Consider the following 24,238-nt stretch of genomic DNA (forward strand, 5'->3'; position numbering starts at 1 on the left):
AGAAGGAGAAACCATGGCCAGCAACGCGATCGGCATGATCGAGACCAAGGGCTTCGTCGCGGCGCTCGCCGCGGCGGACGCGATGGTCAAGGCTGCCAACGTGACCATCACCGACCGTCAGCAGGTCGGTGACGGTCTGGTCGCCGTGATCGTCACCGGCGAGGTGGGCGCGGTCAAGGCCGCGACAGAGGCCGGCGCCGAGGCCGCCGCCCAGGTGGGCGAGCTCATCAGCGTGCACGTGATCCCGCGCCCGCACAACGAGCTCGGCGCGCACTTCTCCGTCGCCGCGCAGTAACCTCACCCGATGGCCGCCACCGACGCACCGACCCGGACCGACATCCGCGTCTACCTGCTCGTCGAGGATCTGCAGCAGCAGTTCGCCGCCTATCTCGGGACGCCGACCCGCGCCCGCGGCTATCCGCCGTATGCCGGGGAGCACGCGCTCATCGTCGAGGTGTCGCCGGCGCTGGCGATCGAGCGGGTCATCGACCTGGCACTGCGCGAGGTGCCCGGTATCCAACCCGGAATCCTCTACGTGGAACGCCAGTTCGGTGTCCTCGAGATCCACTCGAGCGATCTGGCCGACGTGCGCCGGGCCGGTGAGGCGATCCTGAACGGCACGAAGAGCTCGGCGTCCGATCAGCTGCGCCCGCGGGTGCTCTACCACGACGTGATCGCCGATATCACCGATCAGCACGCGGTGATCCTCAACCGCAACCGGCAGGCCTCGATGGTGCTGCCGGGGCAGTCGCTGCTCGTCTACGAGATGACACCGGCGCTGTTCGCCGCGGTCGCCGCCAACGAGGCCGAGCGCGCTGCACCCGGCCTGACCCTGGTGGACGTGCAGATGATCGGTGCGGCCGGCCGGCTCTACATCAGCGGCAGCACCGACGATGTGGTGACCGCCCGCGAGGCGATCACCACGGTGCTGCAGGGGATCGAGGGGCGGGACCATTGAGCGATCTCGGTGCTGACCTCGGCGGTGATGAGGTCGTCGCACAGAAGGCCCTCGAGGAGTTCGATCTGCCGCAGGGCTCGGCGCTGCGGCTGCTGAACCTCTCCGAGAACGCCACCTACGCCGTCGAAGAGCCCGGCTGCGGGCACCGGTCGATCCTGCGGGTACACCGCAAGAACTACCACCGCGCCGATCAGATCGAGTCCGAGCTGATGTGGCTGGACGCGTTGCGCCGTGACAGCGACGTCACGGTGCCGACGGTGGTGCCGACTCGTGACGGGCGTCGTGTGGTCACCGTCGAACACGAGGGGACACCGCGGCACGTCGTGCACTTCGAGATGGTGCCCGGCGCCGAACCCGACGAGAACACCCTCAGCGGAACGGATTTCCACACGCTGGGATGTATCACCGCCGCACTGCACGACCACGCCCGCGGCTGGGCGCGACCCCCGGCGTTCAGTCGCTTCGCCTGGGACTGGGAGCACAGTCTGGGCGCCTCACCGCGCTGGGGCCGGTGGCGCGATGCCATCGGGGTCGGAGAGTCCGAGGCCGAGGTCCTGACCCGCGCCGAGCAGTTGTTGAGCCGCCGGCTCGCCGAATACGGTACGGGCAGCGGCACCTTCGGCCTGGTGCACGCCGACCTGAGACTGGCCAACCTGCTCGTCGACGGTGACACGATCACGGTGATCGATTTCGACGACTGCGGATTCGGTTGGTATTTCTACGACTTCGGCACCGCGGTGTCGTTCTTCGAAGATCACCCCTCGGTGCCGGAGTGGCAGGACGCCTGGGTCAGCGGCTACCGCACCCGCCGCGAGATGACGGCCGCCGACGAGGACATGCTCGCCTCGTTCGTGCTGCTGCGGCGGATGCTGCTGCTCGCCTGGATGGGCACGCACAGCCACTCTCGGGAATCGCAGGCCATTTCCGTGACCTATGCGGCAGGCAGTTGCATGCTCGCCGAGAAGTACCTGTCCTCCGACGGTCACTCGCTGACCTGACATTCGAAAGGTTCGTCCATGTTCACCTCCCTGCAGGGCCGTACGGCCATCGTGACCGGTGGCAGCAAGGGCATCGGCCGCGGCATCGTCGAGGTCTTCGCCCGTGCCGGTGTCAACGTCGTGCTCACCGGCCGCACCCAGGCCGACATCGACCGCACGGTCGCTGATTTCGCCGACCTGCCGGGCACGGTGAGCGGTCACACCGCCGATGTGACCAGTCCGGACGACTGCCGCGCGGTGGTGGCGGCCGCGGTCGAACGTCACGGCGGCCTCGACATCGTCTGCGCCAACGCGGGAATCTTCCCGTCGGCGTCGCTGAGCGAGATGACCCCGGAGGATCTCGACCAGGTGCTCGACACCAACGTCAAAGGCACCTTCTACATCGTGCAGGCCGCTCTGGAGCCGCTGACCGCCAGCGGCCACGGCCGCATCGTGCTGACCTCGTCGATCACCGGACCCATCACCGGCTTTCCCGGCTGGTCGCACTACGGCGCCAGCAAGGCCGCGCAGCTCGGGTTCCTGCGCACCGCGGCCATCGAGTTGGCGCGCAAGAAGATCACCGTCAACGCGGTGCTGCCCGGCAACATTCTGACCGAGGGCCTCGTCGAGATGGGTGAGCAGTACATGGACCAGATGAAGGCCGCCATCCCCACCGGCACGCTCGGCACGGTCGCCGACATCGGTAACGCGGCACTGTTCTTCGCCACCGACGAAGCCGCCTACATCACCGGTCAGACGCTCGTCGTCGACGGCGGTCAGATCCTGCCGGAATCGGCAGAGGCGCTCGCCGACCTCTGAGGAGCACGTATCCTGATTTGGTCCGACCAAATTCAGGCGCGAGGAGACGCGGGTGGCCACGCATACCGAAGACCTGCGGCGCCGGATCGTGGCCGACATCAACGCTGGCGAGCCGGGCACCAAGCTCGGCAGCGAGCGTGAGCTCGCCGACCGGTATCGCACCAGCCGCTCCAGCTTGCGTCAGGTTCTGGCCGCTCTGGAGGAGGCCGGCCTGGTCGACCGGGTGATCGGGCGGGCCGGCGGGATCTTCATCAGCCACGCGCAGGTGCAGCGCAGCCTCGGCGACGTCGTCGGAGTCCCCGCGTTCCTGGCCAGCCAGGGTTATGTCGCAGGCACCCGGGTGCTGTCCACCAAGATCTGCGCCGCCGACGCCACCTCACAGAAGGCACTGGGCCTGTCCGGCGACGACTTCGTCGTCGAGATCCAGCGTGTCCGGCTGGCCGACGGTTCGCCGATCTCCCTGGAGCTCGCGCAGTTTCCCGCCGACGCGTTTCCGGGCCTGCTCGAACAGCAGCTCGGAGGCTCGCTCTACGAGATCCTGGAGAGCCGCTACGGTCTGGTCGCTGCGCGGGCCGACGAGCGCATCGAGGCGGTGAACGCCACCGATGAAGAGGCCAATCTTCTTGGCATCCAGGCTAATTCGGCCCTGCTGCTGATCACCCGGATCACCTACGACCAGCACGACACCCCGTGTGAATTCTCCCGCGACCTCTTCCGCGGTGACCGCACCCGGCTCGCGGTCACCGCGCAGGGCCGCGGCGTCGGCGTCGCGCCGGAGGTGGCGGCGGCATCGGTGGCGTCGGTCGCCCTGCAGAGCCGGGACCGGCGCGCCGTCTGACACCGGTCTGTCACAGTGACACGGTGACCAGTACGTGCGGCGCCGGCAGATTCGCCCCGAGCCCGTCGGCCGACCTGCACCTGGGGAACCTACGCACCGCGGTGCTCGCCTGGTTGTTCGCCCGCGCCACCGGCCGCCGGTTCCTGATGCGCGTCGAGGACCTCGACGACCGCACTCACACCGACATCGCCGAGCGCCAACTCGCCGACCTGGCCGCCATCGGCGTCACCTGGGACGGCCCGGCCACCAGGCAGACCGACCACCCGGACCGCTACGACGCCGTCGTCGAGGATCTCGACCGGCGTGGCCTGCTCTATGAGTGCTATTGCAGCCGACGCGACATCGCGCAGGCGCCGCGGGCGCCGCACGCCCCCGAGGGGGCGTATCCGGGTACGTGCCGCGACCTCACCGACACCGAGCGGGCGCACCGGCGCGCGGACACCGGGCGGCCCCCGGCGTTGCGGTTGCGGACCGACACCACGACGGCGACGGTGCACGACCTGCTGCACGGCGACTACACGGGTCTGGTCGACGACTTCGTCGTCCGCCGCGGCGACGGCGTACCCGCCTACAACCTGGCGGTCGTCGTCGACGACGCCGAAGCCGGGATCGACCAGGTGGTCCGGGGCGATGACCTGTTGTCCTCTTCTCCGCGCCAGGCCTATCTCGCCCGGCTGCTCGGCCACCCCGAACCGGTCTACGCCCATGTGCCGCTGGTCCTCAACGCCGACGGCGCCCGGCTGGCCAAACGCGATGGCGCGGTCACCCTCGCCGAGATCGGCGTCGAGCAGGCGCTGGCCCTGATCGCCGACTCTCTCGGATTCACGTCGAGCACCGTGGACGGCATGCTCGACGATTTCGATCCGGCGCGTCTACCCCGCTCACCGTGGGTATATGTGCCCGGGTGATCAGAACCCTGTCGATCCTCCTCCTCGCGGCGCTGATCCTCACCGGATGCGCCGGGTCCTCGGGCGGCGGCGACACCCCGATCGCCTCGGCCGGGGTGCTGCGGGTGGGGACCGAGGGCGTGTACGCCCCGTTCTCCTACCACGATGCCGCGACGGGAGAGCTGGTCGGATACGACGTCGACGTGGCACGCGCCGTCGCAGAGAAGCTCGGCGTGCGCGTCGAGTTCGTCGAGACGCCGTGGGATGCGATGTTCGCCGCGCTGGAGGCCGACCGGTTCGACGTGGTCGCCAACGAGGTCACGATCAACCCCGAACGCCAAGCCAAATACGACCTCTCGCAGCCGTATTCAGTAGGTGAGGGCGTCATCGTCACCCGTGCCGGCGACACCTCGATCACGTCGACGGCGGATCTGAAAGGCAAGGTGGCCGCCGAGAACGCCACCAGCAACTGGTCCGAGGTCGCCCGCAGGGCCGGCGCCCGGGTGGAAACGGTCGAGGGCTTCACCCAGGCGATCACCCTGCTCAGCCAGGGCCGCGTCGACGTCGTCATCAACGACAGCATCGCGGTGTACGCCTATCTGGCCGAGACCAAGGACACCTCGGTCAAGATCGCCGGCACTGTCGGGGAGAAGAGCGAGCAGGGCTTCGCCGCCCGCAAGGACAGCGGGCTGCTGCCCGAACTGAACAGCGCGCTCGACCAACTCCGCGCCGACGGCACGCTCGCGCGGATCTCGCAGAAGTACCTCAACGCCAACGCCTCCGGGGCGCCCGAGGCCGCCGACACGGCGCCCCCGGCGCGGTCCACCTGGCAGCTGGTCCGGGAGAACCTCTGGCCGCTGGCGCGGGCGGCATTGACGATGACGATCCCGCTGACCGTGATCAGTTTCGCTCTGGGTCTGGTGATCGCCCTCGCGGTGGCGTTGGCGCGGCTGTCGTCGAACATCGTGGCCAGCAACCTCGCCCGGTTCTACATCTCGGTGATCCGCGGGACTCCGCTGCTGGTGCAGTTGTTCATCGTGTTCTTCGCCCTACCCCAGTTCGGTGTGAAGATCGACCCGTTCCCCGCCGCGGTGATCGCGTTCTCGCTCAACGTCGGCGGATACGCCGCCGAGATCATCCGATCGGCGATCCAGAGCATCCCGAAGGGGCAGTGGGAGGCGGCGCAGACCATCGGGCTTGACTACGCAGGAACCCTGCGCCGGATCATCCTGCCCCAGGCGACCCGCGTCGCGGTACCCCCGCTGTCGAACACCCTGATCTCCCTGGTGAAAGACACCTCGCTGGCGTCGACCATCCTGGTCACCGAGCTCCTGCGGCAGGCGCAGATCATCGCCGCGCCGACGTTCGAGTTCTTCGCCCTCTACGGCACCGCCGCCGTCTACTACTGGGTGATCTGCCTGGTGCTGTCGTTCGGTCAGGCCAGAATCGAGCATCGACTGGAGAGGTACGTGGCGAGATGACGAGCGCTCGCGCGAGGAGGAGAAGATGATGAGCGAGGACCGGATCATCGCCCGAGGCGTGCGGAAGTCCTTCGGCCCGCTGGAGGTGCTCAAGGACGTGTCGTTCACCGTGCCCCGCGGTTCGGCGACGACGATCATCGGACCTTCCGGCTCCGGCAAGACCACCTTGCTGCGCGCGCTCAACGCACTCGACGCTCCGGACGCCGGGGTGATCCGCGTCGGGGACGTCGAGATCGACTTCAGCGCACCCGTCACGAAGAACACGCTGCGCGAGTACCGGGCCCAGAGCGGCTTCGTGTTCCAGTCCCACAACCTGTTTCCGCACAAGACGGTGCTGGAGAACGTCATCGAGGGACCGGTCGTCGCGCAGAAACGGCCGCGCGAGCAGGCCCGGGCCGAGGCGGTGACCCTGCTCGACCAGGTGGGGCTGGCCGACAAGCGCGACCAGTATCCGTTCCAACTCTCCGGCGGTCAGCAGCAGCGAGTCGGCATCGCCCGGGCGCTCGCGCTGAACCCCAAGGTCGTGCTGTTCGACGAGCCCACCTCGGCATTGGACCCGGAACTGGTGGGCGAAGTACTGGCGGTGATCCGCGATCTGGCAGTCGAGGGGCAGACGCTGGTGATCGTCACCCATGAGATCCAGTTCGCCAGGCAGGTGTCCGATCAGGTGCTGTTCACCGACTCCGGGGTGATCCTCGAGCAGGGCCCGCCCGCCGCGGTGATCGGCGACCCGCAGCACGAGCGCACCCGGCAGTTCCTGCAGCGAATCCTCAACCCGCTCTAGACCACCGTGAGAAGCTGTCGGCATGGCAGCACTCGAGGCCGACGTCGTGATCGTCGGTGCGGGCATCTCCGGGCTGATCGCGGCGCGCACGGTCCTCGCCGCCGGCCTGACCCCGCTGGTCCTGGAGGCCGACGAACGCGTCGGGGGCCGCGTGCTCACCGAGGAGGTGGCCCCCGGGTTGCCGGTGGAGCTGGGCGCCCAGTGGATCGGCGACACCCACCACCGGATGTTCGCGCTCGCTGCCGAACTCGGTGTGCAGACCTACGAGCAGTACGACGAGGGGGAGACCTCCTACGAGCTGGTCGGCTCGGGGGTGTTGCGCGAGAACGAGTTCCATCGCCGATTCGGGGGTGAGCTCGCCGAGCTGGAGAAGGTGCTGCGGCTGCTCGACGAGCTGGCGGCCGAGGTTCCGCCGGAGGCACCGTGGACGGCTCCGCACGCCGCGGAGTGGGACGCGATCACCGCGGGCGCCTGGTACGACGGCCAGGGACTCTCCCCGGTGGCGCGCACGCTGCTGGAGATCTGCACAGTCGGAATCCTCGCGGTGCCAACGGTAGAGGTGTCGTTCCTGCATCTGCTGTTCACGATCCAGACGTGCGGTGTGACCGCCGAACTGTTCGCCGAATCCGAAGGTGGGGCGCAAACGACCCGGTTCGTCGGCGGGACGGCCGAGATCCCGAACCGGTTGGCGGCGTTGGTCGAGAGCCATCTCGTGCTCGAGGCCCCGGTGCAGCTGATCGAGCACACTGCCGACAGCGTCAACGTGCACTGCCGCGGCGGCCGCACCGCCCGCGCGCGCCGGGTCATCGTGGCCATCTCGCCGATGCTGGCGGGCCGCATCGCCTACGATCCACCGCTGTCGGGGTATCGCGACCAGCTCACCCAGCGCATGCCGAACTCGGCTGCCATGAAAGCGTTTTTCGTCTACGACGAGCCGTTCTGGCGTGCCGACGGCCACAACGGCCAGTTGATCTCCGACATCGGACCGGCCCGGATGTCCAACGACACCTGCCTGCCCGGCGACGACCGCGGGGTGATCCTGCTGTTCCTGGAGGGCGAGCAGGCGCGCACGCACCTGCACTGGTCCGAGGAGGATCGGCGGGCGGCACTCACCGCGGAACTGGTCCGCCACTACGGGGATCGGGCGGCGAACCCCCAGTACTACATCGACGGCGAATGGGGCAGCCGGCAGTGGACGCGAGGCTGCTACAACGCCAACTGCGGGCCGCTCGTGTGGACCACCTACGGCCCCGCACTCGCCGAGCCGATCGGGGTCATCCACTGGGCCTCGACCGATACCGCCACGCACTGGAGCGCTTACATGGAGGGCGCCGTCGAAGCGGGCGAGCGCGCTGCCGGCGAGGTCATCGCCGCGCTGAGTTAGCCTGCGTCACAACGTGATCGACAGCTCCTCCATCCCCCGCAGGGTGACGTTCGGTTTGTAGGCCGGCTCGGCGGCCAGGCTCGCATCGGGGAAGCGGGTGGTCAGCGCGGTCAGCGCCACGGTGGCTTCCACTCGCGCCAGCGGAGCGCCGATGCAGAAATGCGGGCCCTTGCCGAACCCGAGGTGGCGGATCGCCGGACGATCCGGATCGAACTCGTCGGGGCGCTCGGTCGCCGCTGGGTCGCGGTGCGCAGCGGCCAGCAGAAGCAACATGTTGTCTCCCTTGGGAATACGGGTCCCCCCGATCGTCATGTCCTCCCCCGCGACGCGGCCGATCAGCTGCACCGGCGGGTCGTAGCGCAGCGTCTCCTCGATCACCGCGGCGGCACGGCTCGGATCGCGGGTCAGCGCGGCCCACTGGTCGGGGTGGCGCAGCAGCGCCAGCGTCGCGTTCGCGATGAGGTTCACCGTCGTCTCGTGCCCGGCGATCAGCAGCAGATTGCAGGTGGCGACGATCTCGTCCTCGGTGAGCACGTCGCCGGACTCCTCCACAGCGACCAGCGCCGACATCAGGTCCTCGCCGGGTTCGCGCCGTCGCTCGGCGATCAGCCCGCGCAGGTACTCCCGCAGCCACTGTCCTGCGCGCAACCGCTCCTCGACGCCGTCATCGGCAGCACCGGTGATCGACACGAACGGGTCCAGCCCTTGGGCGAGCCGGGCGGAGGCGTCGCGGAAGCGTGGCTCGTCGTCGACGGGCACGCCGAGCAGCCGGCAGATCACCGCGACCGGCAGCGGATGGGCCAGTCCGGCGACCGCGTCGAACGGGCTCGCCGCCGCATCGAGCAGCTCGTCCACCATGCCGGTGATGGCGGGCTCCAGTTCGCGCACGACCTTCGGCACGAACGCTTTGCTGACCAGCCGGCGCAGCCGGGTGTGGTCGGGCGGATCGAGGAACAGGAAGCCGGGCGGTCCGAGCGGGCGCGCCGGAGCGCCGTTGGCGATCGCACGCCGGGCCACCGTGGACTTCAGCCGGTCGCTGCACGTGGCCGGGTGACGGAGCACCTCGTCGCAGTCGGCGTAGGACGTGAACACCGCGAGGTTGTGATCGGGCAGAACCAGGGGGCCGTGCTCGCGGAGGCCGGCATAGAGCGGGTAGGGGTCGGCGCGGTGATCAGGATCGAGGAGCTCGCGCAGCAGGACGTCCGGCGCTTCGTCGATCCTGCCTGTGGTCATGCCCTATTGTGCCCGCGTCCCGTAGTACCGCCCCAGCACGTGCTCGCGCAGCTCGTCGAAGCGGCCGGCCAGGATGGCCGCGCGGATGTCGTCGACCAGCCGCACGACGAAGCGTTCGTTGTGGATCGTCGCCAGCGTCGAGGCCAGGATTTCCTTTGCCTTGAACAGATGGCGCAGGTAGGCGCGCGTGTAGTGGGCGCAGGTGTAGCAGTCGCATTCGTCGTCGATCGGCGTGAAGTCGCGCCGGTAACGCGAGCCCGTGAGGTTGTACCGACCGGTGCGGGAGTAGACCGCCGCGTTGCGCGCCACCCGCGAGGGCGAGACGCAGTCGAAGGTGTCCGCGCCGGCCGCCACCGCCGCGAACAGGTCATCGGGTTCGCTGATGCCGAGCAGATGCCGGGGCTTGTCGGCGGGCAGTTCGCTGGTGACCCAGCCGACGATGGTGGCGAGGTTCTGCTTCTCCAGCGCACCGCCGATCCCGTAGCCGTCGAACCCGGCGCCGTCGTCGTCGACGATCTCGGTCAGTCCGCGCGCGGCCTGACGGCGCAGGTCCTCGTATTGCGCGCCCTGCACCACACCGAACAGAGCCTGAGGCGGTTTGTCGGCGCGCACCTGCGTGAGCCGGCGATGCTCGGCCAGGCAGCGCTGCGCCCACCGGTGCGTGCGCTCGACCGACTGCTCCTGGTATCCGCGGGTGTTGACCAACGTGGTCAGCTCGTCGAACGCGAAGATGATGTCGGCGCCGAGCTGATGCTGGATACCGATCGACACCTCGGGGGTGAAGCGGTGCGTCGAGCCGTTGAGGTGCGAGCGGAACGTCACGCCGTCGTCGTCGACGTGGGCGAGCCGCTGCTTGCCCTCGGCGATGATGTCGTCTGTCTGCACCCGGGTGGTGTCCATCGCCAGGACCTTCTTGAACCCGACGCCCAGCGACATCACCTGGAAGCCACCACTGTCGGTGAACGTGGGACCCGGCCAGTTCATGAAGGCGCCCAGGCCGCCCGCCTCGTCCACGATGTCTGCGCCGGGTTGCAGGTAGAGATGGTAGGCGTTGGCCAGAATCGCCTGCGCACCAAGGCTTTTCATGGTCTCTGGCAGAACCGCCTTGACGGTGGCCTGGGTGCCGACGGCGATGAAGGCTGGCGTGCGGATGTCGCCGTGCGGAGTGTGGATCACCCCTGCTCGGCCCGCCCGTCCCGGCAATTCCGCCTCGACGCAGAAGTACGGATCGCGGGTGTTCGGGGGCGGCACGGACGTAGATTCTTCCATTGTGAGGATTCGAGGCGCATGGGCCGGTGCTGCGGCGGCAGTGCTGGCCGGGTGCTCGTCGGCACCGCCACCCTACGACCCGCCCCCGGGCCAGCTCGTCGCCGGCACCGCACAGGTCAGCGTCAACGGTCAGGATCTCGGGAGAACCGAGTCGGTGCGCTGCACGCCGGCCGGTTCCCTGATGACGATCGAGACCGGTGACGACAGCCGCGGGGTCTCGGCGATGGTGTCCAACGCCGACGGACTGGTGGTTCGCCAGGTCGGCATCACCGATCTGGGCGGGTTCACCGGCAGCTACAACGCGGGGCTCGGAGGTGATGCCTCGGTGAGCATGACGGGCCGCACCTACGAGATCACCGGCACCGCGGACGGCTTCGCCACCGACAGCCCGAGTTTCCGCACGTCGGGCACGTTCACCATCGCCGTTTCCTGCTGACTCGGGCCCGCCCGCTGCCCGGCGAGCCTGCATATCGGCTGCCAATCAGCTGTGTCACATTTTCGCAATCTGGATAACTCCGACCTGCCCGCCGCCCATACTGGCCGCGGTGATCCAGCGGCGGATCCCCATGAAGACATGAAGGAGAACCGTGATGAAGCGTGACGTCCTGGTCGCCGTCGGCGGCGCAGCGATCCTCATCGCCGGCCTGTCAGGCTGTTCGTCCGAGAAGAAGTCGGAGACATCCGGAGAGACCTCGTCGGTCGCGGCCGCTGAGGGCAAGTCCACCGTCACGATCGACGGTCAGGACCAGGAGATCCAGGGCAACGTCGTCTGCACGGACGCGGGCGGCAACACCAACATCGCGATCGGCAACCCGACCGGCGGGTTGGGTGCCATCGTGACCACCGGTGACAACCCGTCGGTTGTGTCGGTGGCGCTGGGCAACGTCAACGGGGTGACGCTGGGCTATGCCAACAACGGACAAGGCGAAGCCAAGGTCGAGAAGGACGACAAGACCTACAAGATCTCCGGCACTGCCTCCGGCGTCGACATGGCCAACCCGCTGCAACCGGTCACCAAGCCGTTCGAGATCGAGGTGACCTGCCCCTGAATCACGACGGTCGGTAACCGGCGGCCGACTGCCGCAGCTGCCAGATCTGTGCCGGGCAGAGTTCGTTGACGGCCTGGTTGATCAGGTAGGCGCCCTGGTACCAATCGGTGCTGTGGAAGTCGGCCGTCACCTGGTCCACCAGGTCGGCGTAGCTGGTCTTCGCCGCGACCCGATCGCAGATGCTGCGTCCGTAGCCGATCGCGGCGTCGGCGTTCGGGAAGTTGTAGCCGGGCCGCACCGTGACGTTGACCAGATACGCCACCGCGTCGGCAGCCGCCGACGGCGCGGAGACGACGGCGGCCGCCGACCCGAGTGCCAACCCGAGCGTCACCGCAGTAGACCGCGCCTTCATGAGCCGACACGCTACGCGCCACGGCGCGATATCGGGCCAATGCCGGCAAAGCCCGCTCGGGAGCGCGGCCGGACCACTTAGGCTGCAGGGCATGAGAGGTCTGCTCGCACTTGCCGGTGGTCTGCTGGTCGCTCCGGTCCTGGGGTTCGGCGCCGGAACGGCGACCGCGTCGCCGGGCGCCTGCGACGACGCCGCATGCGTCCCCTACGTGGACCGCGGGGTCCATGCCGGTGGTGAATGCAACCAGGCGACCCGCTACAACTTCGGCCTCGATGCCGGCGGCAACACGCTGGCGTGCAGTTCCAATCGCGTGTGGGTGTCGTTCCCGCCGCTTGTCGGCGTGCGTCTGCTCCGCTCGCCGTGCGGCGATGCGACCGGCGTGGCGCAATCGCCCGACGGTGTGCCGATGAAGTGCGCCGGCGGCGCGTGGTCCGCCGATTACTCCGTGATGTTCTACGGCTGAGGCAGACTCCTCTGTCATGGACCGTGACGGCGATTACGACGACGCAGGACCCGACAACACGCTCGGACCGAGTGAGTCCCTGGACTCCGACGAGGTACGCAACGACGACGGCGACGTCGTCGTCGATCCGCCGGATCAGTGGATCGAGGCCGAGGAGGACGAGAGCCTCGACGAGCGCCTCGCCGCCGAGGAACCCGACGTGCTGGCTCCCACGGGCGAGGCCGAGGTGCGGACCGACCGTCGTGATCTCGGCCAGATCGACGGCACCCCCGAGGACGGGGACTCGTTTTACACCGTGGTCGACGACGACGAGTGACTAGGCGCGGATCAGCACGGGCCCGAGGGCCTCGTACCGACGGGCGGTGGCCGGGTCGAGTTCGGCTCCGCTGACGATCGATTCGAAGTCGGACACTTTCGCGAAGCGACAGAAGCTGCTCTCGCCGAACTTGGAGTGTGCGGCGACCAGGATGGGCCGCCGCGCCACGTGTACCGCAGTGCTCTTCACCGCGGCCACCGCCGGATCGGGCGTCGTCAGCCCGTGCTCGAGGGAGATCCCGTTGGTGCCGAGGAAGGCCACGTCGATCACCAGTCCGGAGAGCATGTCGACCGCCCAGTGGTCGACGGTCGCCAGCGTCCTGCCCCGCATGCGACCGCCGAGCAGCAGCACGGTGACGGAGCGGCTGTGGGCCAACGCCTCGGCCGCCAGCAGCGACGACGTCACGACCGTCAGCTCCTCCTCGGCCAGCCGTTCGGCGATCAATCGGGGCGTGAATCCCTCGTCCAGATAGACGGTTTCGGCCCCGTGCAACAGTTCGGTGGCCGCGATCGCGATGCGGTGCTTCTGCGCGAGATCCACCTGACTGCGGTACTCCACGCCCGATTCGAACGCCGCCGTCTCCAACGGCACCGCGCCGCCGTGCACCCGCTTGAGCAGACGGCGGCCGGCCAACACCTTCAGATCGCGGCGGATGGTCTCGCTCGCGACGTCCAGCTCTGTCGCGAGCGAGGCCACCTCGACTCGCCCTCGCGTGCGGGCGAACTCGACGATCCGGCTCTGGCGGGTGTCGGAATCCACCGACGTCACGCTAGTCCGCCGTGGTGAGTATCGCCTTGATCTCCTCCGCCGTCGTCGCCGCCCGCAGCCGGGCGACGTCGTCGGCCTTCAAGAACACCTGCGCGATCTTCGTCAGCAGCGCCATGTGATCCTTTCCTGCCCCGGCGATCCCGACCACGAACTCGGCCGGCTTGCCGTTCCAGTCGATCGGTTCGGAGTAGCGCACGAACGACAGCCCCGTCCGCCGGATCGTGTCCTTGGCCTCGTTGGTGCCGTGCGGGATCGCCAGACCGTTGCCCATGTACGTCGAGATCGAGCTCTCCCGGTCGTGCATCGCGGTGACATAGGCCTGCTCGACTGCACCTGCGGCGACCAGCAACTGACCTGCTTCGTCGATCGCGTCGGCGGCGGTGCGCGCCGTGCCGTCGAGCACGATCGAGTCCACCGACAGGACGTCGCCGTCGGTCGTCGGCGCGGATTCTTCGGGTACCGGTGTTGCGTCGACGCCCGCTGCCCTGTTGGTCTCGGCCAGGGTGTCGACGATCTCGTCGTAGCGGGGGCTGCCCATGAAGTCGTCGACGGAGACGTGACGCGCCGAGGGCGTCCGTTGGCGGGCCCGATCGGTCAGGTCGCGGTGCGACACCACGAGGTCGTAGGTGTCGGTGAGGTTGGAGATGGCCGCGTTCGACACCTTCACGTCACCGAAGCCCGCACTCTGGATCTTGCGGCGCAGCACCGAAGCACCCATCGCCGACGACCCCATCCCGGCGTCGCAGGCGAACACGATGGTGTGAATGGGTCCCGCCTTCGTAGCGACACCGCTGGTGCCCCCGCCGACGAGAGCCGAAGCCACACTGGACTTCTTGCCCTTCATCGACTCCATGCTCGCCGCCGCGGCAGCGAGATCGGGCTCATCGGTGTCTTTGTCGGTCTTCAGCAGGAACGCCGCGACCGCGAACGACACCGCGGTGGCCCCGAGCACCGCCAACGTCACGCCGAGGAAGCTGTTGCCCGGCGTCTGGGCGTAGATGGCGATGATCGACCCCGGTGCGGCGGGAGCGCGCAGTCCCGAACCGAACAACACGTTGATGAACACACCGGTCATCCCGCCGAGGATCGTTGCGGCCAGCAGCTTCGGCTTCATCAGCACGTATGGGAAGTAGATCTCGTGGATGCCGCCGAAGAACTGGATGATCGCCGCACCCGGGGCCGACGCGCGGGCCGCGCCACGCCCGAAGAACATGAACGCCAGCAGCACGCCGAGTCCGGGGCCGGGGTTGGTCTCCAGCAGGAAGAGGATCGACTTCCCGGTTTCCAGCGCCTGTGTGGTGCCCAACGGGGTGAGCACGCCGTGGTTGATGGCGTTGTTGAGGAACAGCACCTTCGCCGGTTCGATCAGGATCGAGGTGAGCGGCAGCAGATCGTTGTCGACGAGGAAGTCGACGGCGTTGCCGGCGCCGCGGGTGAACGCCGAGACGATCGGGCCGACGCCGAAGAAGCCGACGATCGCGAGCAACATGCCGAGGATGCCGGCGGAGAAGTTGTCGACGAGCATCTCGAACCCGGGACGGATCTTGCCTTCCCACAGCGCGTCCAGCTTCTTCATGCACCAGCCGCCGAGCGGGCCCATCAGCATGGCGCCCATGAACATCGGCACGTCGGAGCCGGTCACCACGCCGATCGTGGCGATCGCCCCGACCACCGCGCCGCGGTTGCCGTGCACCATCCGGCCGCCGGTGTAGCCGATCAGGATCGGCAGCAGGTAGGTGATCATCGGGCCGACGATGCCGCCGCCGTCGTAGGAGCCCCATCCCCCGATGTGGGCGACCCACCCATCGGGGTTCTTCAACGCGGAGAAGATGCCCTGCAGCCAGCCCTGCTCGATGAACAGCGCGGTGATGAGGCCCCACGCGATGAACGCCCCGATGTTGGGCATGACCATGTTCGACAGTGCGGTGCCGAATTTCTGGACGCGCACCCGCGCCCCGGCACGGGGTGGTGTGTCCTGGGTTGCTGTTGCCATGGAGCTCCTCCGATTCTTGCCGGTGACGCCGGTCACACGTGCAAGTAGACCGCATAAACGGGCATCCACGCAAGCATTCGGGCATATTCGGTCAGTACTGATGGTGGTTTTATGCCCGGATGGCGGATAGAGTGCTCAACAGCACACCACTCGAGCACGTCGCCGATCCCGAGAGGACTCCCACGATGAAGGCACTGCGCTTCTACGCCCCCGAAGACGTCCGGTTGGAAGACGTGCCGGAACCCGACTGCGCACCCGATGAGGTCAAGCTGCGCGTGCGCAACTGCTCGACGTGCGGCACCGATGTGAAGATCTTCTACAACGGCCACCAGAACCTGACGCCGCCGCGCACGATCGGACACGAGATCGCCGGTGAGATCGTCGAGGTGGGCGATCAGGTCAACGCCACCTTTGGCAGCAACTGGGCCGTCGGCGATCGGGTGCAGGTGATCGCAGCGGTGCCGTGTGGTGAATGCTACGAGTGCCGCAAGGGCTGGATGGCGGTGTGCCAGAACCAGACATCGATGGGATACCAGTACGACGGCGGCTTCGCCGAGTACATGATCGTGCCCCGTGAGGTGCTCAAAGTCGATGGGCTGAACCGCATTCCGGACAACGTCGGCTTCGACGAGGCATCTGCCGCCGAGCCGTTCGCCTGTGCGATCAACGCCCAGGAACTGCTCGGCATCGAAGAGGGCGACACCGTCGTCGTGTTCGGCGCCGGGCCGATCGGGTGCATGCACATCCGCATCGCGCGCGGCGTACACAACTGCGGCCCGGTGTATCTGGTCGACGTGAATGCCGCCCGCCTGCAGATGTCGGCCGATGCCGTCGCTCCCGACGAGATCATCAACGGTGCGGAGGTGGACGTGGTGCAGCGGGTTCTGGAGTTGACGGGTGGCCGCGGTGCCGACGTGGTGATCACCGCGACTGCTGCGAATGTCGCTCAGGAGCAGGCTATTTCGATGGCGGCGCGCAACGGTCGGATTTCGTTCTTCGGCGGTCTGCCCAAGACCGACCCGACGATCACCTGCGACTCGAACCTGGTGCATTACCGGCAGCTGCACATCCACGGCGCGAACGGCTCTGCCCCCGAACACAACAAGCGGGCGCTGGAGTACATCTCGAGCGGGCAGGTGCCGGTCAAGGACCTCATCACCCGTCACATCCCGCTCGACGACGTGCTCGAGGCTTTCCGGATCGTCAAGAACGGCGAAGCGATCAAGGTGACGGTCGAGCCCGTGCCTGCCGAGGTACCCGCCGGCGTCTGACGTCGCTCGGTCCGAGCCTGTGACCAAGGCGACTGGGTCGACGCGTGACGGCGTGTTTCAAAAACGAACCGTTCAGGTACCCCTGACCCAACGGCTCGACCCCCGGGCTGGATATCAGAGCGAAGGGACCACGCACATGGGCGCCGAAGACAAGGCCAGCAACAAGATCGACGACTTGGGCGGCAAGGCCAAGGAGGGCCTCGGCAAGGTGACCGGCGACAAGGACACCGAGAACGAGGGCAAGCTCGACCAGGCCAAGTCGAGCGTCAAGGACGCCGTGGAGAACGTGAAGGACGCTTTCAAGAAGTAGACAGCGACGTCGAGGGCCCGTCACCCGCGTGGTGGCGGGCCCTTCGCGTGCGACCGGTGGCTACAACACGGACGGCGCCGGGGACGCCACCGTGTACCCCAGGTCACGGAGGATCGCCGATTCGACCGGGCTGAGAACGCGCAGTGTCTTGCCGTTCGGGGCGACCGGTCCCATCAGCTTGGCGTTCGGTCCGCCGTAGGGGAATGTCGCCAGTCGCAGGTGTGAGAGCGACAGCGCCTGCAGGGGAACAGGACCGCCGTAGGCGGCGACGGCATTCGCACCGCCGAAGAAGAGGCCCCCGTCGGCGCCCGACAGATTGGCGGCGAAGGCGCCGTTGAAGCGGCCTAGGCTGCTGATCACCCGGGTACCGCTCTGATCGACGATGAACTTGTCGTAGGTGAGCCAGGACCTGCGGTTGGTCTGACCACCGTCCAACACGGCCTGGTAGCCGAGGCTGTGCAACAGTTCGTGCATCACCACGGTCTGGAAGTCGACCTCGTTGGCTGCGGGCGAATCGTCGTACGAGTAGTACGGATACGAGAAGTTCACCAGCAGATTGCCGTCGGCCGCGGTGCGGTTCGCATCGGTGTGGAACCGCGACGTGACCTTCTTGATCATGGCGTTGGAGAAGGCCGGCCTACGTGGGACGCCGAAGTTGGTGCCCCCGGTCGCCAGGTACGTTGCCGACGCGTTGATCTCCCCGGTGACGTTGTAGGTGAGGGTGACCGGACTGGACGTGGCGATGTACTCCGACAAGCGATCGGCCGCCGCCTGCAGTGCCGCCTTGGCCTGAGGCGTCCAGTACTGCGCCCCGCTGCCGTAGGTGAACCGGAACACGATGTCGTCGACCGCGGCCACGGTCAGTGAGACCACGGCGATGTTGCTGGCGGCGAGACCGTCGGACGCGGTGTAGCTGAAGGTGTCGACACCGTGGTAGTTGGTCGAGGGCGTGTAGACGAACGCGCCGTTCGAGCTCAACGTCACCACGCCGTAGGACGGACCCGCGACGACGCTGGCGACCAGCGTGGTCCCGTCGGGGTCGGTGTCGTTGTCCAGCACATTGCCCTTGATGGTCTTGTCTTCGACACCGGCATAGACGTCACCGGTGGCGACCGGGGCGGTGTTCGCAGCCGCGAGCGCGGCCGCGCTGACCGCGTCGCCGTCGTGCGTCTGGCGTCGCACCCAGGCCATCAGGCCCCACAGCAGCGGCGTGCCGGGCTGCGTGCCGTAGCCGGAGCCCACGGCGACGGCGTCGCTCACCGCGCGCAGGACCGTGCGGACGATCGGTGTTCGCGCGAGTTCGGGCGTCTCGGTGTCGGTTACCGGGGCCCGCACCGCGACGGGGTCGGGGACGTTCACGCGCCCAGCCGGTGGGTCGGCCTGCGGTGTGACCGTCGGCTCGGCCGGCGCCTGCGCGGGCTCGACACGGTCCTGCGTCGGTGCCGTTTTGGTCTCCGGTTCGCTGACCCGCAGGTGCCGCTTCGGCACCCGAGGCTCATCGTCGGCACGCAGGTTCTTCCTGGACTTCCGGCGCTCGGCGACCTTGTCGGTGGTGCGCTGGTCTTGCCTGTCGGTTGGTCGCTCGACCGTCCGCTGGCTGCTGTTGGCGGCCGTCTCCCCACCGGCGTCGGCCCACGCGACAGCGGGGGCGCCTGTCATCGCCAACCCGATCCCCAGGGCGACAGCTAACGCTCCGATCCGCCCGACGTGTGCGGATTGACCCATGGCGACCCCCCACAGTGCGCGTGTTCCCTGGTGAACGCGCGAATTGACGGCAGGGTAACACCGTGGGGGTGCGGTGATGCAGCAAAAAGCCCCGCGTCTGGATCGCAGACTCGGGGCTTTGGCGGTGGCGGAGGGATTTGAACCCTCGGACGGGGGTTACCCGTCACACGCTTTCGAGGCGTGCTCCTTAGGCCGCTCGGACACGCCACCGTGTGGCAGCTTACCGAGCCGGCGCCCGCGGCCCAAACCGGCTGTCAGCGCTGCCCGGCGAAGAACTCCTCGAGCGGAGCGGCGCACAGCTCGGCCAGCACCCCGCCACGCACCTGCGGCCGGTGCGTGAGCCGGCGATCGCGCACCACATCCCACAGCGAGCCGACCGCCCCGGTCTTGGGCTCCCACGCGCCGAACACCAGCTGCGCCACCCGCGCCATCACCAATGCACCCGCGCACATCGTGCACGGCTCGACCGTCACCGCGAGCGTCGCACCCTCGAGTCGCCAGCCGTCGCCGTGCACCGCCGCCGCGGCGCGCAGCGCGAGGATCTCCGCGTGGGCGGTCGGGTCACCGAGCTCTTCGCGGGCATTCGCCGCCCGCGCGAGTTCCGTGCCGTCGGCAGCGACGACGACCGCGCCGATCGGCACGTCACGCGGTCCGGCCGCCGCAGCGGCGGCCAGGGCAGCCCGGATCAGCTGCTCGTCGGTCACCGGCCCAATTTGTCCAGCACAGCGGCGAGTTCGTCGGCGAAACCCATCTCCCGGGCGATCCTGCCCACCTGCTCGTCGGCGTAGAGGTCGTCGCTCTCGTCGAGGATCACCCCCATCACGGCTTCGGGCAGGCCGATGTCGGACAGCAGGCCGATGTCACCCTCTTCGAACGGGTCGGCGCTCTCGAGTTCGTCGTCGTCGAAGTCCGCGTCGAGCTTCTCCAGCACCTCGGCGGCGATGTCGTAGTCCAGCGCCGCGGTCGCGTCGGACAGCAGCAGACGGGTGCCCGATGGCGCGGGGCGCACGATCACGAAGAACTCGTCGTCGATGTCCAGGATCCCGAAAACAGCCCCCGCACTGCGCAATTCGCGAAGCTCGGTTTCGGCGGCGGACAGGCTGGTCAGTGCGGCCGCGCGCAGCGCCGTGCACCGCCACTTGCCCTCTTCACGCACCACCGCCACGCCGAAGCCGTCCGGTTCATCGACCGAACGCTGCTGAGCCTGTGCACGCTGCGCTGCCATGAGAGCTAACCGTAGTCCCCTGCAATGGCGTTGACCATGCGCTATGCCAACCTGGACAGGTGGAGAAGACACCCGTCTGTGTCCTGGGCCTCGGGTTGATCGGCGGCTCGCTGATGCGTGCGGCCCGGGCCGCCGGGCGCCCCGTGTTCGGGTACAACCGGTCGGTCGAGGGTGTGGAGGCCGCCCGCTTCGACGGATACGACGCCACCACCCACCTCGACGAGGCCCTCACCCGCGCCGCGGATCTCGGTGCGTTGGTGGTGCTGGCGGTCCCCATGCCGGCCCTGCCGACGATGCTCGGCCATGTGCGCGCGACGGCACCGCACTGCGCTCTCACCGATGTCACCAGTGTGAAGGGGGCGGTCCTCGACGAGGTCCGCACGGCCGGGCTGCTCGACCGGTTCGTCGGCGGCCACCCGATGACCGGTACCGCACACTCCGGGTGGACCGCCGGCGATGCGGATCTGTTCGTCGGCGCACCCTGGGTCATCAGCGTCGACGACCACGTCGACCCGCAGGTCTGGGCCGAGGTGATGATGTTGGCGCTGGACTGCCGCGCGATCGTGGTGCCCGCCCGGTCCGATGAGCACGACCGGGCTGCGGCGACGATATCGCACCTTCCCCACCTGCTCGCCGAGGCACTGGCCGCGACGGCGGCGTCGGTCCCGCTGGCCTTCGCGCTGGCGGCGGGCTCATTCCGCGACGGCACGCGGGTGGCCGCCACCGCGCCCGAGTTGGTACGCGCGATGTGCGAGGCCAACGCCGCCGAACTGCTGCCGGTCCTCGACGATGCGCTGGGGTTGCTCACCCGCGCCCGCGAGCAGTTGGCTCACCATGGCTCAGTCGCCGAACTGGTCGCCGCGGGTCACGCTGCCCGCGTGGGCTACGACAACGTCAGCCGACCCGATATCGAGGACACGGTGATCGGCGCCGAGGGCTGGCGCGAGGAGCTGGCCGCCGCCGGGCGGGCCGGCGGTGTGATCAGATCCGTTCTGCCAAGCCGGGATAGTCGAGGATGAAGCCGTCGGCGTCGACGGTGACGGTGGTGTCGGCAACCGGCGAGTCCAGCTTGATGCCGTCGGGGGTGGCCGCGTAGCTGATGTGCGCGACGTCCACCGACAGATCGGGCACCCGCAGATAGACCACCGGAACCGTCACCGACTCCCCGCTGCCGGGCATCACCGCAGCGCGACGGATGGGCAGGGCGTTGAAGAACGGGCTGAAGACCACGTCGACGTCGAGCGCGCCCTCATAGGACGACCTGCTGGTCTGACCCGAGTGCTCCTGGACCAGCCACATGTTCTCCTCGTCACGCGCAACCGAGAGCTGCCGTTCACGTTCGGCCAGCGTGACGGTCATCGACAGCCGCTTCGTGGCGCCGGTCTCATCGGTGACCAGATCGTAGGAGGCGCTGAACGCGGGGTGCGCCGATGTGGCGGCCGCGACGACGCGGCCGTAGGCCTTGATTCGGTTACCCGAGAGCTGGACGCGCACCGACTCCATCCGCGGCACATCAGGCGCACGCCACGTCAGCACAGCGGGAAAGGCGGTCGTCTCAGAGCGGTCGGCTTCACTCATGGGTCTACCGTAGGCGACGGCCCCACCCGTTCGTGGCGGGCTGCCGAACTGGGTCCGGATTCGAGCGCCACCTCGTCGGAGAGGAAGGGCGCAGGCACCGATCGGCTGCCGCGCAACCGGCCCGTACCGGGTACCGACAGCCACACCGCGAAGGCCAGCGCGGCGTCCAGGATCAACGCCAGCAGGGTCACCATCAGGGCGCCGACCAGCGCGATGTGGAACTGTCGGATCTTGATGCCATCGATGAGGTAGCGACCCAACCCGCCCAGGCTGGCGTAGGCCGCGATGGTCGCCGTCGCGACGATCTGCAACGTCGCGGTACGCAGACCGCCGAGGATCAGCGGCATGGCGATGGGGGTTTCGACGCGCAGCAGGATGCGCCGTTCGGTCATGCCCATCGACCGCGCCGCATCGACCACCGCGCGGTCCACGTTCGCGATGCCGGCATACGTGCCCGCCAGCAGCGGCGGGATGCCGAGCAACATCAGCGCGACCGTCGGCGGTACCAGTCCGAGACCCCACAGCAAGACGCCGAGCAGCAGCACGCCCAGGGTGGGAAGGGCACGCAGCGCGTTGACGCCGGTGACCACCAGGAAGGTGCCGCGTCCGGTGTGGCCGATCAGCATTCCGATCGGCACGGCGATCAGTGCGGAGAAGAACGTCGCCACCGCCGTGTACTGCAGGTGCTCGAGTATCCGGATGCCCAGCCCCGCCGGGCCGGACCAGTTGGCCGCGGTGAAGATGAACGAGAGTGCCTGCTGGAGGAAGTTCACACCGACGCCCCCTTCGGTGCGGCGGTCGCCGATGTGGTCCGGGTTCTCGTCCACGGCGTCATGAGCTTGCCGGCCATCATGATGAGCGTGTCGATGACGAGCGCGAGGACGAAGATGGCGATGATGCCGGCCACGATCTGGTCGCTCTTGTTGGACTGATACCCCTCGGTGAACCACGTGCCCAGGCCGCCGATGCCGATCACCGAGCCGACCGACACCATCGAGATGTTGGTCACGGCCACCACGCGCAGGCTCGCGATGAGCACCGGAATCGCGAGCGGCAGTTCAACTTTGAGCATCCGGGTGAGCGGCTTGTAGCCGACGGCGGTGGCGGCGTCGAGCACGGCGGGTGACACCGCGTCGAGCGCCTCGGGGACGGCACGGACCAGTAGCGCCACCGTGTAGAGCGTGAGCGCGACGATGACGTTCGCCTCGTCGAGAATCCTCGTGGGGATGATCAGCGGCAGCACCACGAAGAGCGCCAACGACGGGATCGTGAAGATGATGCTCGCGGTCACGGTGGTGAGCCGCCGCAGCACCGTCGTGCGCTGTACCAGAGCGCCCAGCGGGGCCGCGATCACCAGCCCCAGCACGATCGGGATCAGCGAGAGCCGCAGGTGGATCACGGTCAGCGCCCAGAGATCGTCGAGATGGGTGAGCAGGTATTGCATTACTGGCCGGCCTGCCGGGCGGTGCGCTGCGTCTCCAGTGCGTCGATCACGTCGTCGGCGCGGACCCCGCCGATGACCTGGTCGTGCTCGTCGACGGCGACGCCGAGCCCGGCCGGTGACGAGAGTGCGGCGTCCAGCGCCAGCCGCAAGGTGCCGTCGGGACGGAACAGCGAACCCCCGGCGATCGTGCTGTCGTAGAGCGATCGCCCGGCGCGGTGCAGCTCGACGCCGTCGGCGTCGATCCACGCGTACGGGCTGCCGTCCGGATGGGTGACCAACACCCACTCGCCGGGACCCAGCGTCAGGGCGTCGATCTCGGGCTCACCCACGTGGCGGATGTCGTGCAGCGGCAGGCCGGTGGCGTGGAAGAACTGCAGACCCCGGTAGCCGCGGTCTGCGCCGACGAAGCCCGCGACCGCGTCGTTGGCGGGATTGGACAGCAGTCGCGCCGGGGCGTCGTACTGCTGCAGCACCCCGCCGCGCCCGAAGACGGCGACCTTGTCGCCGAGCTTGATCGCCTCGTCGATGTCGTGGGTGACGAAGACGATGGTCTTGCGCAATTCCTTTTGCAGCCGCACGATCTCGTTCTGCAGGTCGTCGCGCACCACGGGATCGACCGCACTGAAGGGCTCGTCCATCAACAGGATCGGCGGATCGGCCGCCAGGGCGCGAGCCACCCCCACCCGCTGCTGCTGGCCGCCGGACAGCTGCGCCGGGTAGCGGTTGGCCAGCGCCGGGTCCAGGCCCACCCGCTCCAGCACACCCAGCGCGGATTTCCTTGCGCTGCGCCGTGATTCACCTTGCAGTACCGGCACCGTCGCGACGTTGTCGATCACCCGTAGATGGGGCATCAGACCCGCACTCTGGATGACGTATCCGATGCCGAGCCGCAGCTTGACCGGATCGACCTTCGTGACGTCGTCACCGTTGACCGTCAGGGTGCCCGACGTCGGGTCGATCATCCGGTTGATCATCCGCATGGATGTCGTCTTGCCGCAGCCGGACGGCCCGACGAACACCGTGAGCGTCCCCTCGGGGACTTCCAGCGTGAGGTTGTCGACGGCGACGGTGCCGTCCGGATACTTCTTGGTGACGTCGGTGAACGTGATCATCG

Annotated in this window: 28 protein-coding genes and 1 tRNA gene; 16 read left to right on the top strand and 13 right to left on the bottom strand. The window is 68.3% G+C overall.

Features of this window, described 5'->3' with window-relative positions; genetic code table 11:
• The first annotated feature begins 13 nt into the window (after window positions 1-13).
• The 9 genes from MHN84_RS11425 to MHN84_RS11465 are packed head-to-tail and all read left to right on the top strand — an operon-like array spanning window position 14 to window position 8,128.
• On the top strand, window positions 14-295 hold the full coding sequence (locus tag MHN84_RS11425; protein ID WP_241204743.1) for a BMC domain-containing protein: 282 nt from the start codon (window positions 14-16) through the stop codon (window positions 293-295).
• A 9-nt stretch (window positions 296-304) separates the two neighbouring features.
• Window positions 305-958 carry a microcompartment protein gene (locus tag MHN84_RS11430; RefSeq protein ID WP_046362949.1) on the top strand — a complete coding sequence of 218 codons (654 nt, stop codon included), beginning with the start codon at window positions 305-307 and terminating at the stop codon, window positions 956-958.
• On the top strand, window positions 955-1,956 hold the full coding sequence (locus MHN84_RS11435) for a phosphotransferase enzyme family protein (RefSeq protein ID WP_241204744.1): 1,002 nt from the start codon (window positions 955-957) through the stop codon (window positions 1,954-1,956). Before MHN84_RS11430 ends, MHN84_RS11435 begins: the two co-directional genes overlap by 4 nt.
• Before the next feature lie 18 nt (window positions 1,957-1,974).
• The gene (gene fabG, locus MHN84_RS11440) at window positions 1,975-2,754 is read left to right on the top strand and encodes a 3-oxoacyl-ACP reductase FabG (protein WP_241204745.1); all 780 of its coding nucleotides are present in this window, start codon (window positions 1,975-1,977) and stop codon (window positions 2,752-2,754) included.
• Window positions 2,755-2,806: 52 nt separating this feature from the next.
• Entirely contained in the window at window positions 2,807-3,592 is a 786-nt protein-coding gene (locus tag MHN84_RS11445; RefSeq protein WP_241204746.1) for a GntR family transcriptional regulator, read from the top strand.
• 23 nt (window positions 3,593-3,615) lie between these two features.
• Window positions 3,616-4,500, top strand: a complete 885-nt coding sequence (gene gluQRS / locus MHN84_RS11450; RefSeq protein WP_241204747.1) for a tRNA glutamyl-Q(34) synthetase GluQRS — start codon at window positions 3,616-3,618, stop codon at window positions 4,498-4,500.
• Window positions 4,497-5,960, top strand: a complete 1,464-nt coding sequence (locus MHN84_RS11455) for an ABC transporter permease subunit (protein WP_241204748.1) — start codon at window positions 4,497-4,499, stop codon at window positions 5,958-5,960. The genes gluQRS and MHN84_RS11455 overlap by 4 nt, the downstream gene beginning before the upstream one ends.
• 28 nt (window positions 5,961-5,988) lie before the next feature.
• Window positions 5,989-6,744: an amino acid ABC transporter ATP-binding protein gene (locus tag MHN84_RS11460; protein WP_241204749.1), complete on the top strand. Its 756-nt coding sequence runs from the start codon at window positions 5,989-5,991 to the stop codon at window positions 6,742-6,744.
• Window positions 6,745-6,766: 22 nt separating this feature from the next.
• Window positions 6,767-8,128 (top strand): FAD-dependent oxidoreductase, encoded by a 1,362-nt coding sequence (locus MHN84_RS11465; RefSeq protein WP_241204750.1) that lies wholly within the window; start codon window positions 6,767-6,769, stop codon window positions 8,126-8,128.
• 6 nt (window positions 8,129-8,134) lie between these two features.
• On the opposite strand, the gene MHN84_RS11470 is transcribed toward MHN84_RS11465, so the two are convergent.
• Together MHN84_RS11470 and tgt are read right to left on the bottom strand one after the other, a co-directional pair.
• Window positions 8,135-9,361, bottom strand: a complete 1,227-nt coding sequence (locus MHN84_RS11470) for a cytochrome P450 (RefSeq protein ID WP_241204751.1) — start codon at window positions 9,359-9,361, stop codon at window positions 8,135-8,137.
• A gap of 3 nt (window positions 9,362-9,364) precedes the next feature.
• On the bottom strand, window positions 9,365-10,630 hold the full coding sequence (gene tgt / locus MHN84_RS11475) for a tRNA guanosine(34) transglycosylase Tgt (RefSeq protein ID WP_241204752.1): 1,266 nt from the start codon (window positions 10,628-10,630) through the stop codon (window positions 9,365-9,367).
• 7 nt (window positions 10,631-10,637) lie between these two features.
• On the opposite strand from tgt, the gene MHN84_RS11480 reads away from it, so the two are divergent.
• Both MHN84_RS11480 and MHN84_RS11485 read left to right on the top strand, forming a co-directional pair.
• Window positions 10,638-11,066, top strand: a complete 429-nt coding sequence (locus MHN84_RS11480; RefSeq protein ID WP_374238360.1) for a lipoprotein LpqH — start codon at window positions 10,638-10,640, stop codon at window positions 11,064-11,066.
• Between the two features lie 154 nt (window positions 11,067-11,220).
• Window positions 11,221-11,679, top strand: coding sequence for a lipoprotein LpqH (locus MHN84_RS11485; RefSeq protein ID WP_241204754.1), 459 nt, complete (start codon window positions 11,221-11,223; stop codon window positions 11,677-11,679).
• A 1-nt stretch (window position 11,680) separates the two neighbouring features.
• Here MHN84_RS11485 and MHN84_RS11490 read toward each other — a convergent pair whose 3' ends face one another.
• Complete coding sequence (locus MHN84_RS11490; RefSeq protein ID WP_241204755.1) at window positions 11,681-12,031, bottom strand: DUF732 domain-containing protein; 351 nt, start codon at window positions 12,029-12,031, stop codon at window positions 11,681-11,683.
• A gap of 91 nt (window positions 12,032-12,122) precedes the next feature.
• Between MHN84_RS11490 and MHN84_RS11495 the strand changes: the two genes are divergently transcribed.
• Window positions 12,123-12,494, top strand: coding sequence for a hypothetical protein (locus MHN84_RS11495; protein WP_241204756.1), 372 nt, complete (start codon window positions 12,123-12,125; stop codon window positions 12,492-12,494).
• Between the two features lie 16 nt (window positions 12,495-12,510).
• Window positions 12,511-12,810, top strand: coding sequence for a hypothetical protein (locus MHN84_RS11500; protein ID WP_241204757.1), 300 nt, complete (start codon window positions 12,511-12,513; stop codon window positions 12,808-12,810).
• Here MHN84_RS11500 and MHN84_RS11505 read toward each other — a convergent pair whose 3' ends face one another.
• On the bottom strand, window positions 12,811-13,569 hold the full coding sequence (locus tag MHN84_RS11505; RefSeq protein WP_241204758.1) for a DeoR/GlpR family DNA-binding transcription regulator: 759 nt from the start codon (window positions 13,567-13,569) through the stop codon (window positions 12,811-12,813).
• Window positions 13,570-13,579: 10 nt separating this feature from the next.
• Window positions 13,580-15,571 carry a PTS mannitol transporter subunit IICBA gene (locus MHN84_RS11510; protein ID WP_241204759.1) on the bottom strand — a complete coding sequence of 664 codons (1,992 nt, stop codon included), beginning with the start codon at window positions 15,569-15,571 and terminating at the stop codon, window positions 13,580-13,582.
• Between the two features lie 185 nt (window positions 15,572-15,756).
• Here MHN84_RS11510 and MHN84_RS11515 point away from each other — a divergent pair, with 185 nt between their 5' ends.
• Window positions 15,757-16,842: a zinc-dependent dehydrogenase gene (locus MHN84_RS11515; RefSeq protein ID WP_241204866.1), complete on the top strand. Its 1,086-nt coding sequence runs from the start codon at window positions 15,757-15,759 to the stop codon at window positions 16,840-16,842.
• A gap of 136 nt (window positions 16,843-16,978) precedes the next feature.
• Window positions 16,979-17,152 carry a CsbD family protein gene (locus tag MHN84_RS11520; protein WP_241204760.1) on the top strand — a complete coding sequence of 58 codons (174 nt, stop codon included), beginning with the start codon at window positions 16,979-16,981 and terminating at the stop codon, window positions 17,150-17,152.
• A gap of 60 nt (window positions 17,153-17,212) precedes the next feature.
• Here the strand turns inward: MHN84_RS11520 and MHN84_RS11525 are convergent, their stop codons facing one another.
• From MHN84_RS11525 to MHN84_RS11540, 4 genes are all read right to left on the bottom strand, one after another.
• A complete protein-coding gene (locus MHN84_RS11525) occupies window positions 17,213-18,877 on the bottom strand; it encodes an Ig-like domain-containing protein (RefSeq protein WP_241204761.1) in 1,665 nt (554 codons plus the stop codon).
• 119 nt (window positions 18,878-18,996) lie between these two features.
• A tRNA-Ser gene (locus MHN84_RS11530) sits at window positions 18,997-19,087 on the bottom strand.
• A 44-nt stretch (window positions 19,088-19,131) separates the two neighbouring features.
• Window positions 19,132-19,581, bottom strand: a complete 450-nt coding sequence (locus tag MHN84_RS11535; protein WP_241204762.1) for a nucleoside deaminase — start codon at window positions 19,579-19,581, stop codon at window positions 19,132-19,134.
• On the bottom strand, window positions 19,578-20,102 hold the full coding sequence (locus tag MHN84_RS11540; protein ID WP_241204763.1) for a tRNA adenosine deaminase-associated protein: 525 nt from the start codon (window positions 20,100-20,102) through the stop codon (window positions 19,578-19,580). Before MHN84_RS11540 ends, MHN84_RS11535 begins: the two co-directional genes overlap by 4 nt.
• A 59-nt stretch (window positions 20,103-20,161) precedes the next feature.
• Between MHN84_RS11540 and MHN84_RS11545 the strand changes: the two genes are divergently transcribed.
• Complete coding sequence (locus MHN84_RS11545; RefSeq protein ID WP_374238357.1) at window positions 20,162-21,121, top strand: prephenate dehydrogenase; 960 nt, start codon at window positions 20,162-20,164, stop codon at window positions 21,119-21,121.
• Here MHN84_RS11545 and MHN84_RS11550 read toward each other — a convergent pair.
• From MHN84_RS11550 to MHN84_RS11565, 4 genes are read right to left on the bottom strand one after another with little or no spacing between them, the layout of a single operon-like run.
• Window positions 21,084-21,680, bottom strand: a complete 597-nt coding sequence (locus MHN84_RS11550) for a putative glycolipid-binding domain-containing protein (RefSeq protein ID WP_241204764.1) — start codon at window positions 21,678-21,680, stop codon at window positions 21,084-21,086. The two genes, MHN84_RS11545 and MHN84_RS11550, sit on opposite strands and share 38 nt — an antisense overlap.
• Window positions 21,677-22,453 (bottom strand): ABC transporter permease, encoded by a 777-nt coding sequence (locus tag MHN84_RS11555; protein WP_241204868.1) that lies wholly within the window; start codon window positions 22,451-22,453, stop codon window positions 21,677-21,679. Before MHN84_RS11555 ends, MHN84_RS11550 begins: the two co-directional genes overlap by 4 nt.
• Window positions 22,450-23,124, bottom strand: coding sequence for an ABC transporter permease (locus MHN84_RS11560; RefSeq protein ID WP_241204765.1), 675 nt, complete (start codon window positions 23,122-23,124; stop codon window positions 22,450-22,452). The genes MHN84_RS11555 and MHN84_RS11560 overlap by 4 nt, the downstream gene beginning before the upstream one ends.
• Window positions 23,124-24,236: an ABC transporter ATP-binding protein gene (locus MHN84_RS11565; RefSeq protein ID WP_241204766.1), complete on the bottom strand. Its 1,113-nt coding sequence runs from the start codon at window positions 24,234-24,236 to the stop codon at window positions 23,124-23,126. The genes MHN84_RS11560 and MHN84_RS11565 overlap by 1 nt, the downstream gene beginning before the upstream one ends.
• Window positions 24,237-24,238: the final 2 nt, after the last annotated feature.

It is taken from the genome of Mycobacterium sp. PSTR-4-N (assembly GCF_022348085.1).
In the GTDB taxonomy this organism is placed as follows: Bacteria; Actinomycetota; Actinomycetes; order Mycobacteriales; family Mycobacteriaceae; genus Mycobacterium.

Coding starts and splice junctions, on each gene's coding strand:
- MHN84_RS11425 (WP_241204743.1), top strand. CDS start 14: ATGGCCAGCAACGCGATCGGCATGATCGAGACCAAGGGCTTCGTCGCG.
- MHN84_RS11430 (WP_046362949.1), top strand. CDS start 305: ATGGCCGCCACCGACGCACCGACCCGGACCGACATCCGCGTCTACCTG.
- fabG (WP_241204745.1), top strand. CDS start 1,975: ATGTTCACCTCCCTGCAGGGCCGTACGGCCATCGTGACCGGTGGCAGC.
- MHN84_RS11460 (WP_241204749.1), top strand. CDS start 5,989: ATGAGCGAGGACCGGATCATCGCCCGAGGCGTGCGGAAGTCCTTCGGC.
- MHN84_RS11465 (WP_241204750.1), top strand. CDS start 6,767: ATGGCAGCACTCGAGGCCGACGTCGTGATCGTCGGTGCGGGCATCTCC.
- MHN84_RS11470 (WP_241204751.1), bottom strand. CDS start 9,361: ATGACCACAGGCAGGATCGACGAAGCGCCGGACGTCCTGCTGCGCGAG.
- tgt (WP_241204752.1), bottom strand. CDS start 10,630: ATGGAAGAATCTACGTCCGTGCCGCCCCCGAACACCCGCGATCCGTAC.
- MHN84_RS11485 (WP_241204754.1), top strand. CDS start 11,221: ATGAAGCGTGACGTCCTGGTCGCCGTCGGCGGCGCAGCGATCCTCATC.
- MHN84_RS11490 (WP_241204755.1), bottom strand. CDS start 12,031: ATGAAGGCGCGGTCTACTGCGGTGACGCTCGGGTTGGCACTCGGGTCG.
- MHN84_RS11495 (WP_241204756.1), top strand. CDS start 12,123: ATGAGAGGTCTGCTCGCACTTGCCGGTGGTCTGCTGGTCGCTCCGGTC.
- MHN84_RS11500 (WP_241204757.1), top strand. CDS start 12,511: ATGGACCGTGACGGCGATTACGACGACGCAGGACCCGACAACACGCTC.
- MHN84_RS11510 (WP_241204759.1), bottom strand. CDS start 15,571: ATGGCAACAGCAACCCAGGACACACCACCCCGTGCCGGGGCGCGGGTG.
- MHN84_RS11515 (WP_241204866.1), top strand. CDS start 15,757: ATGAAGGCACTGCGCTTCTACGCCCCCGAAGACGTCCGGTTGGAAGAC.
- MHN84_RS11520 (WP_241204760.1), top strand. CDS start 16,979: ATGGGCGCCGAAGACAAGGCCAGCAACAAGATCGACGACTTGGGCGGC.
- MHN84_RS11525 (WP_241204761.1), bottom strand. CDS start 18,877: ATGGGTCAATCCGCACACGTCGGGCGGATCGGAGCGTTAGCTGTCGCC.
- MHN84_RS11540 (WP_241204763.1), bottom strand. CDS start 20,102: ATGGCAGCGCAGCGTGCACAGGCTCAGCAGCGTTCGGTCGATGAACCG.
- MHN84_RS11550 (WP_241204764.1), bottom strand. CDS start 21,680: ATGAGTGAAGCCGACCGCTCTGAGACGACCGCCTTTCCCGCTGTGCTG.
- MHN84_RS11560 (WP_241204765.1), bottom strand. CDS start 23,124: ATGCAATACCTGCTCACCCATCTCGACGATCTCTGGGCGCTGACCGTG.
- MHN84_RS11565 (WP_241204766.1), bottom strand. CDS start 24,236: ATGATCACGTTCACCGACGTCACCAAGAAGTATCCGGACGGCACCGTC.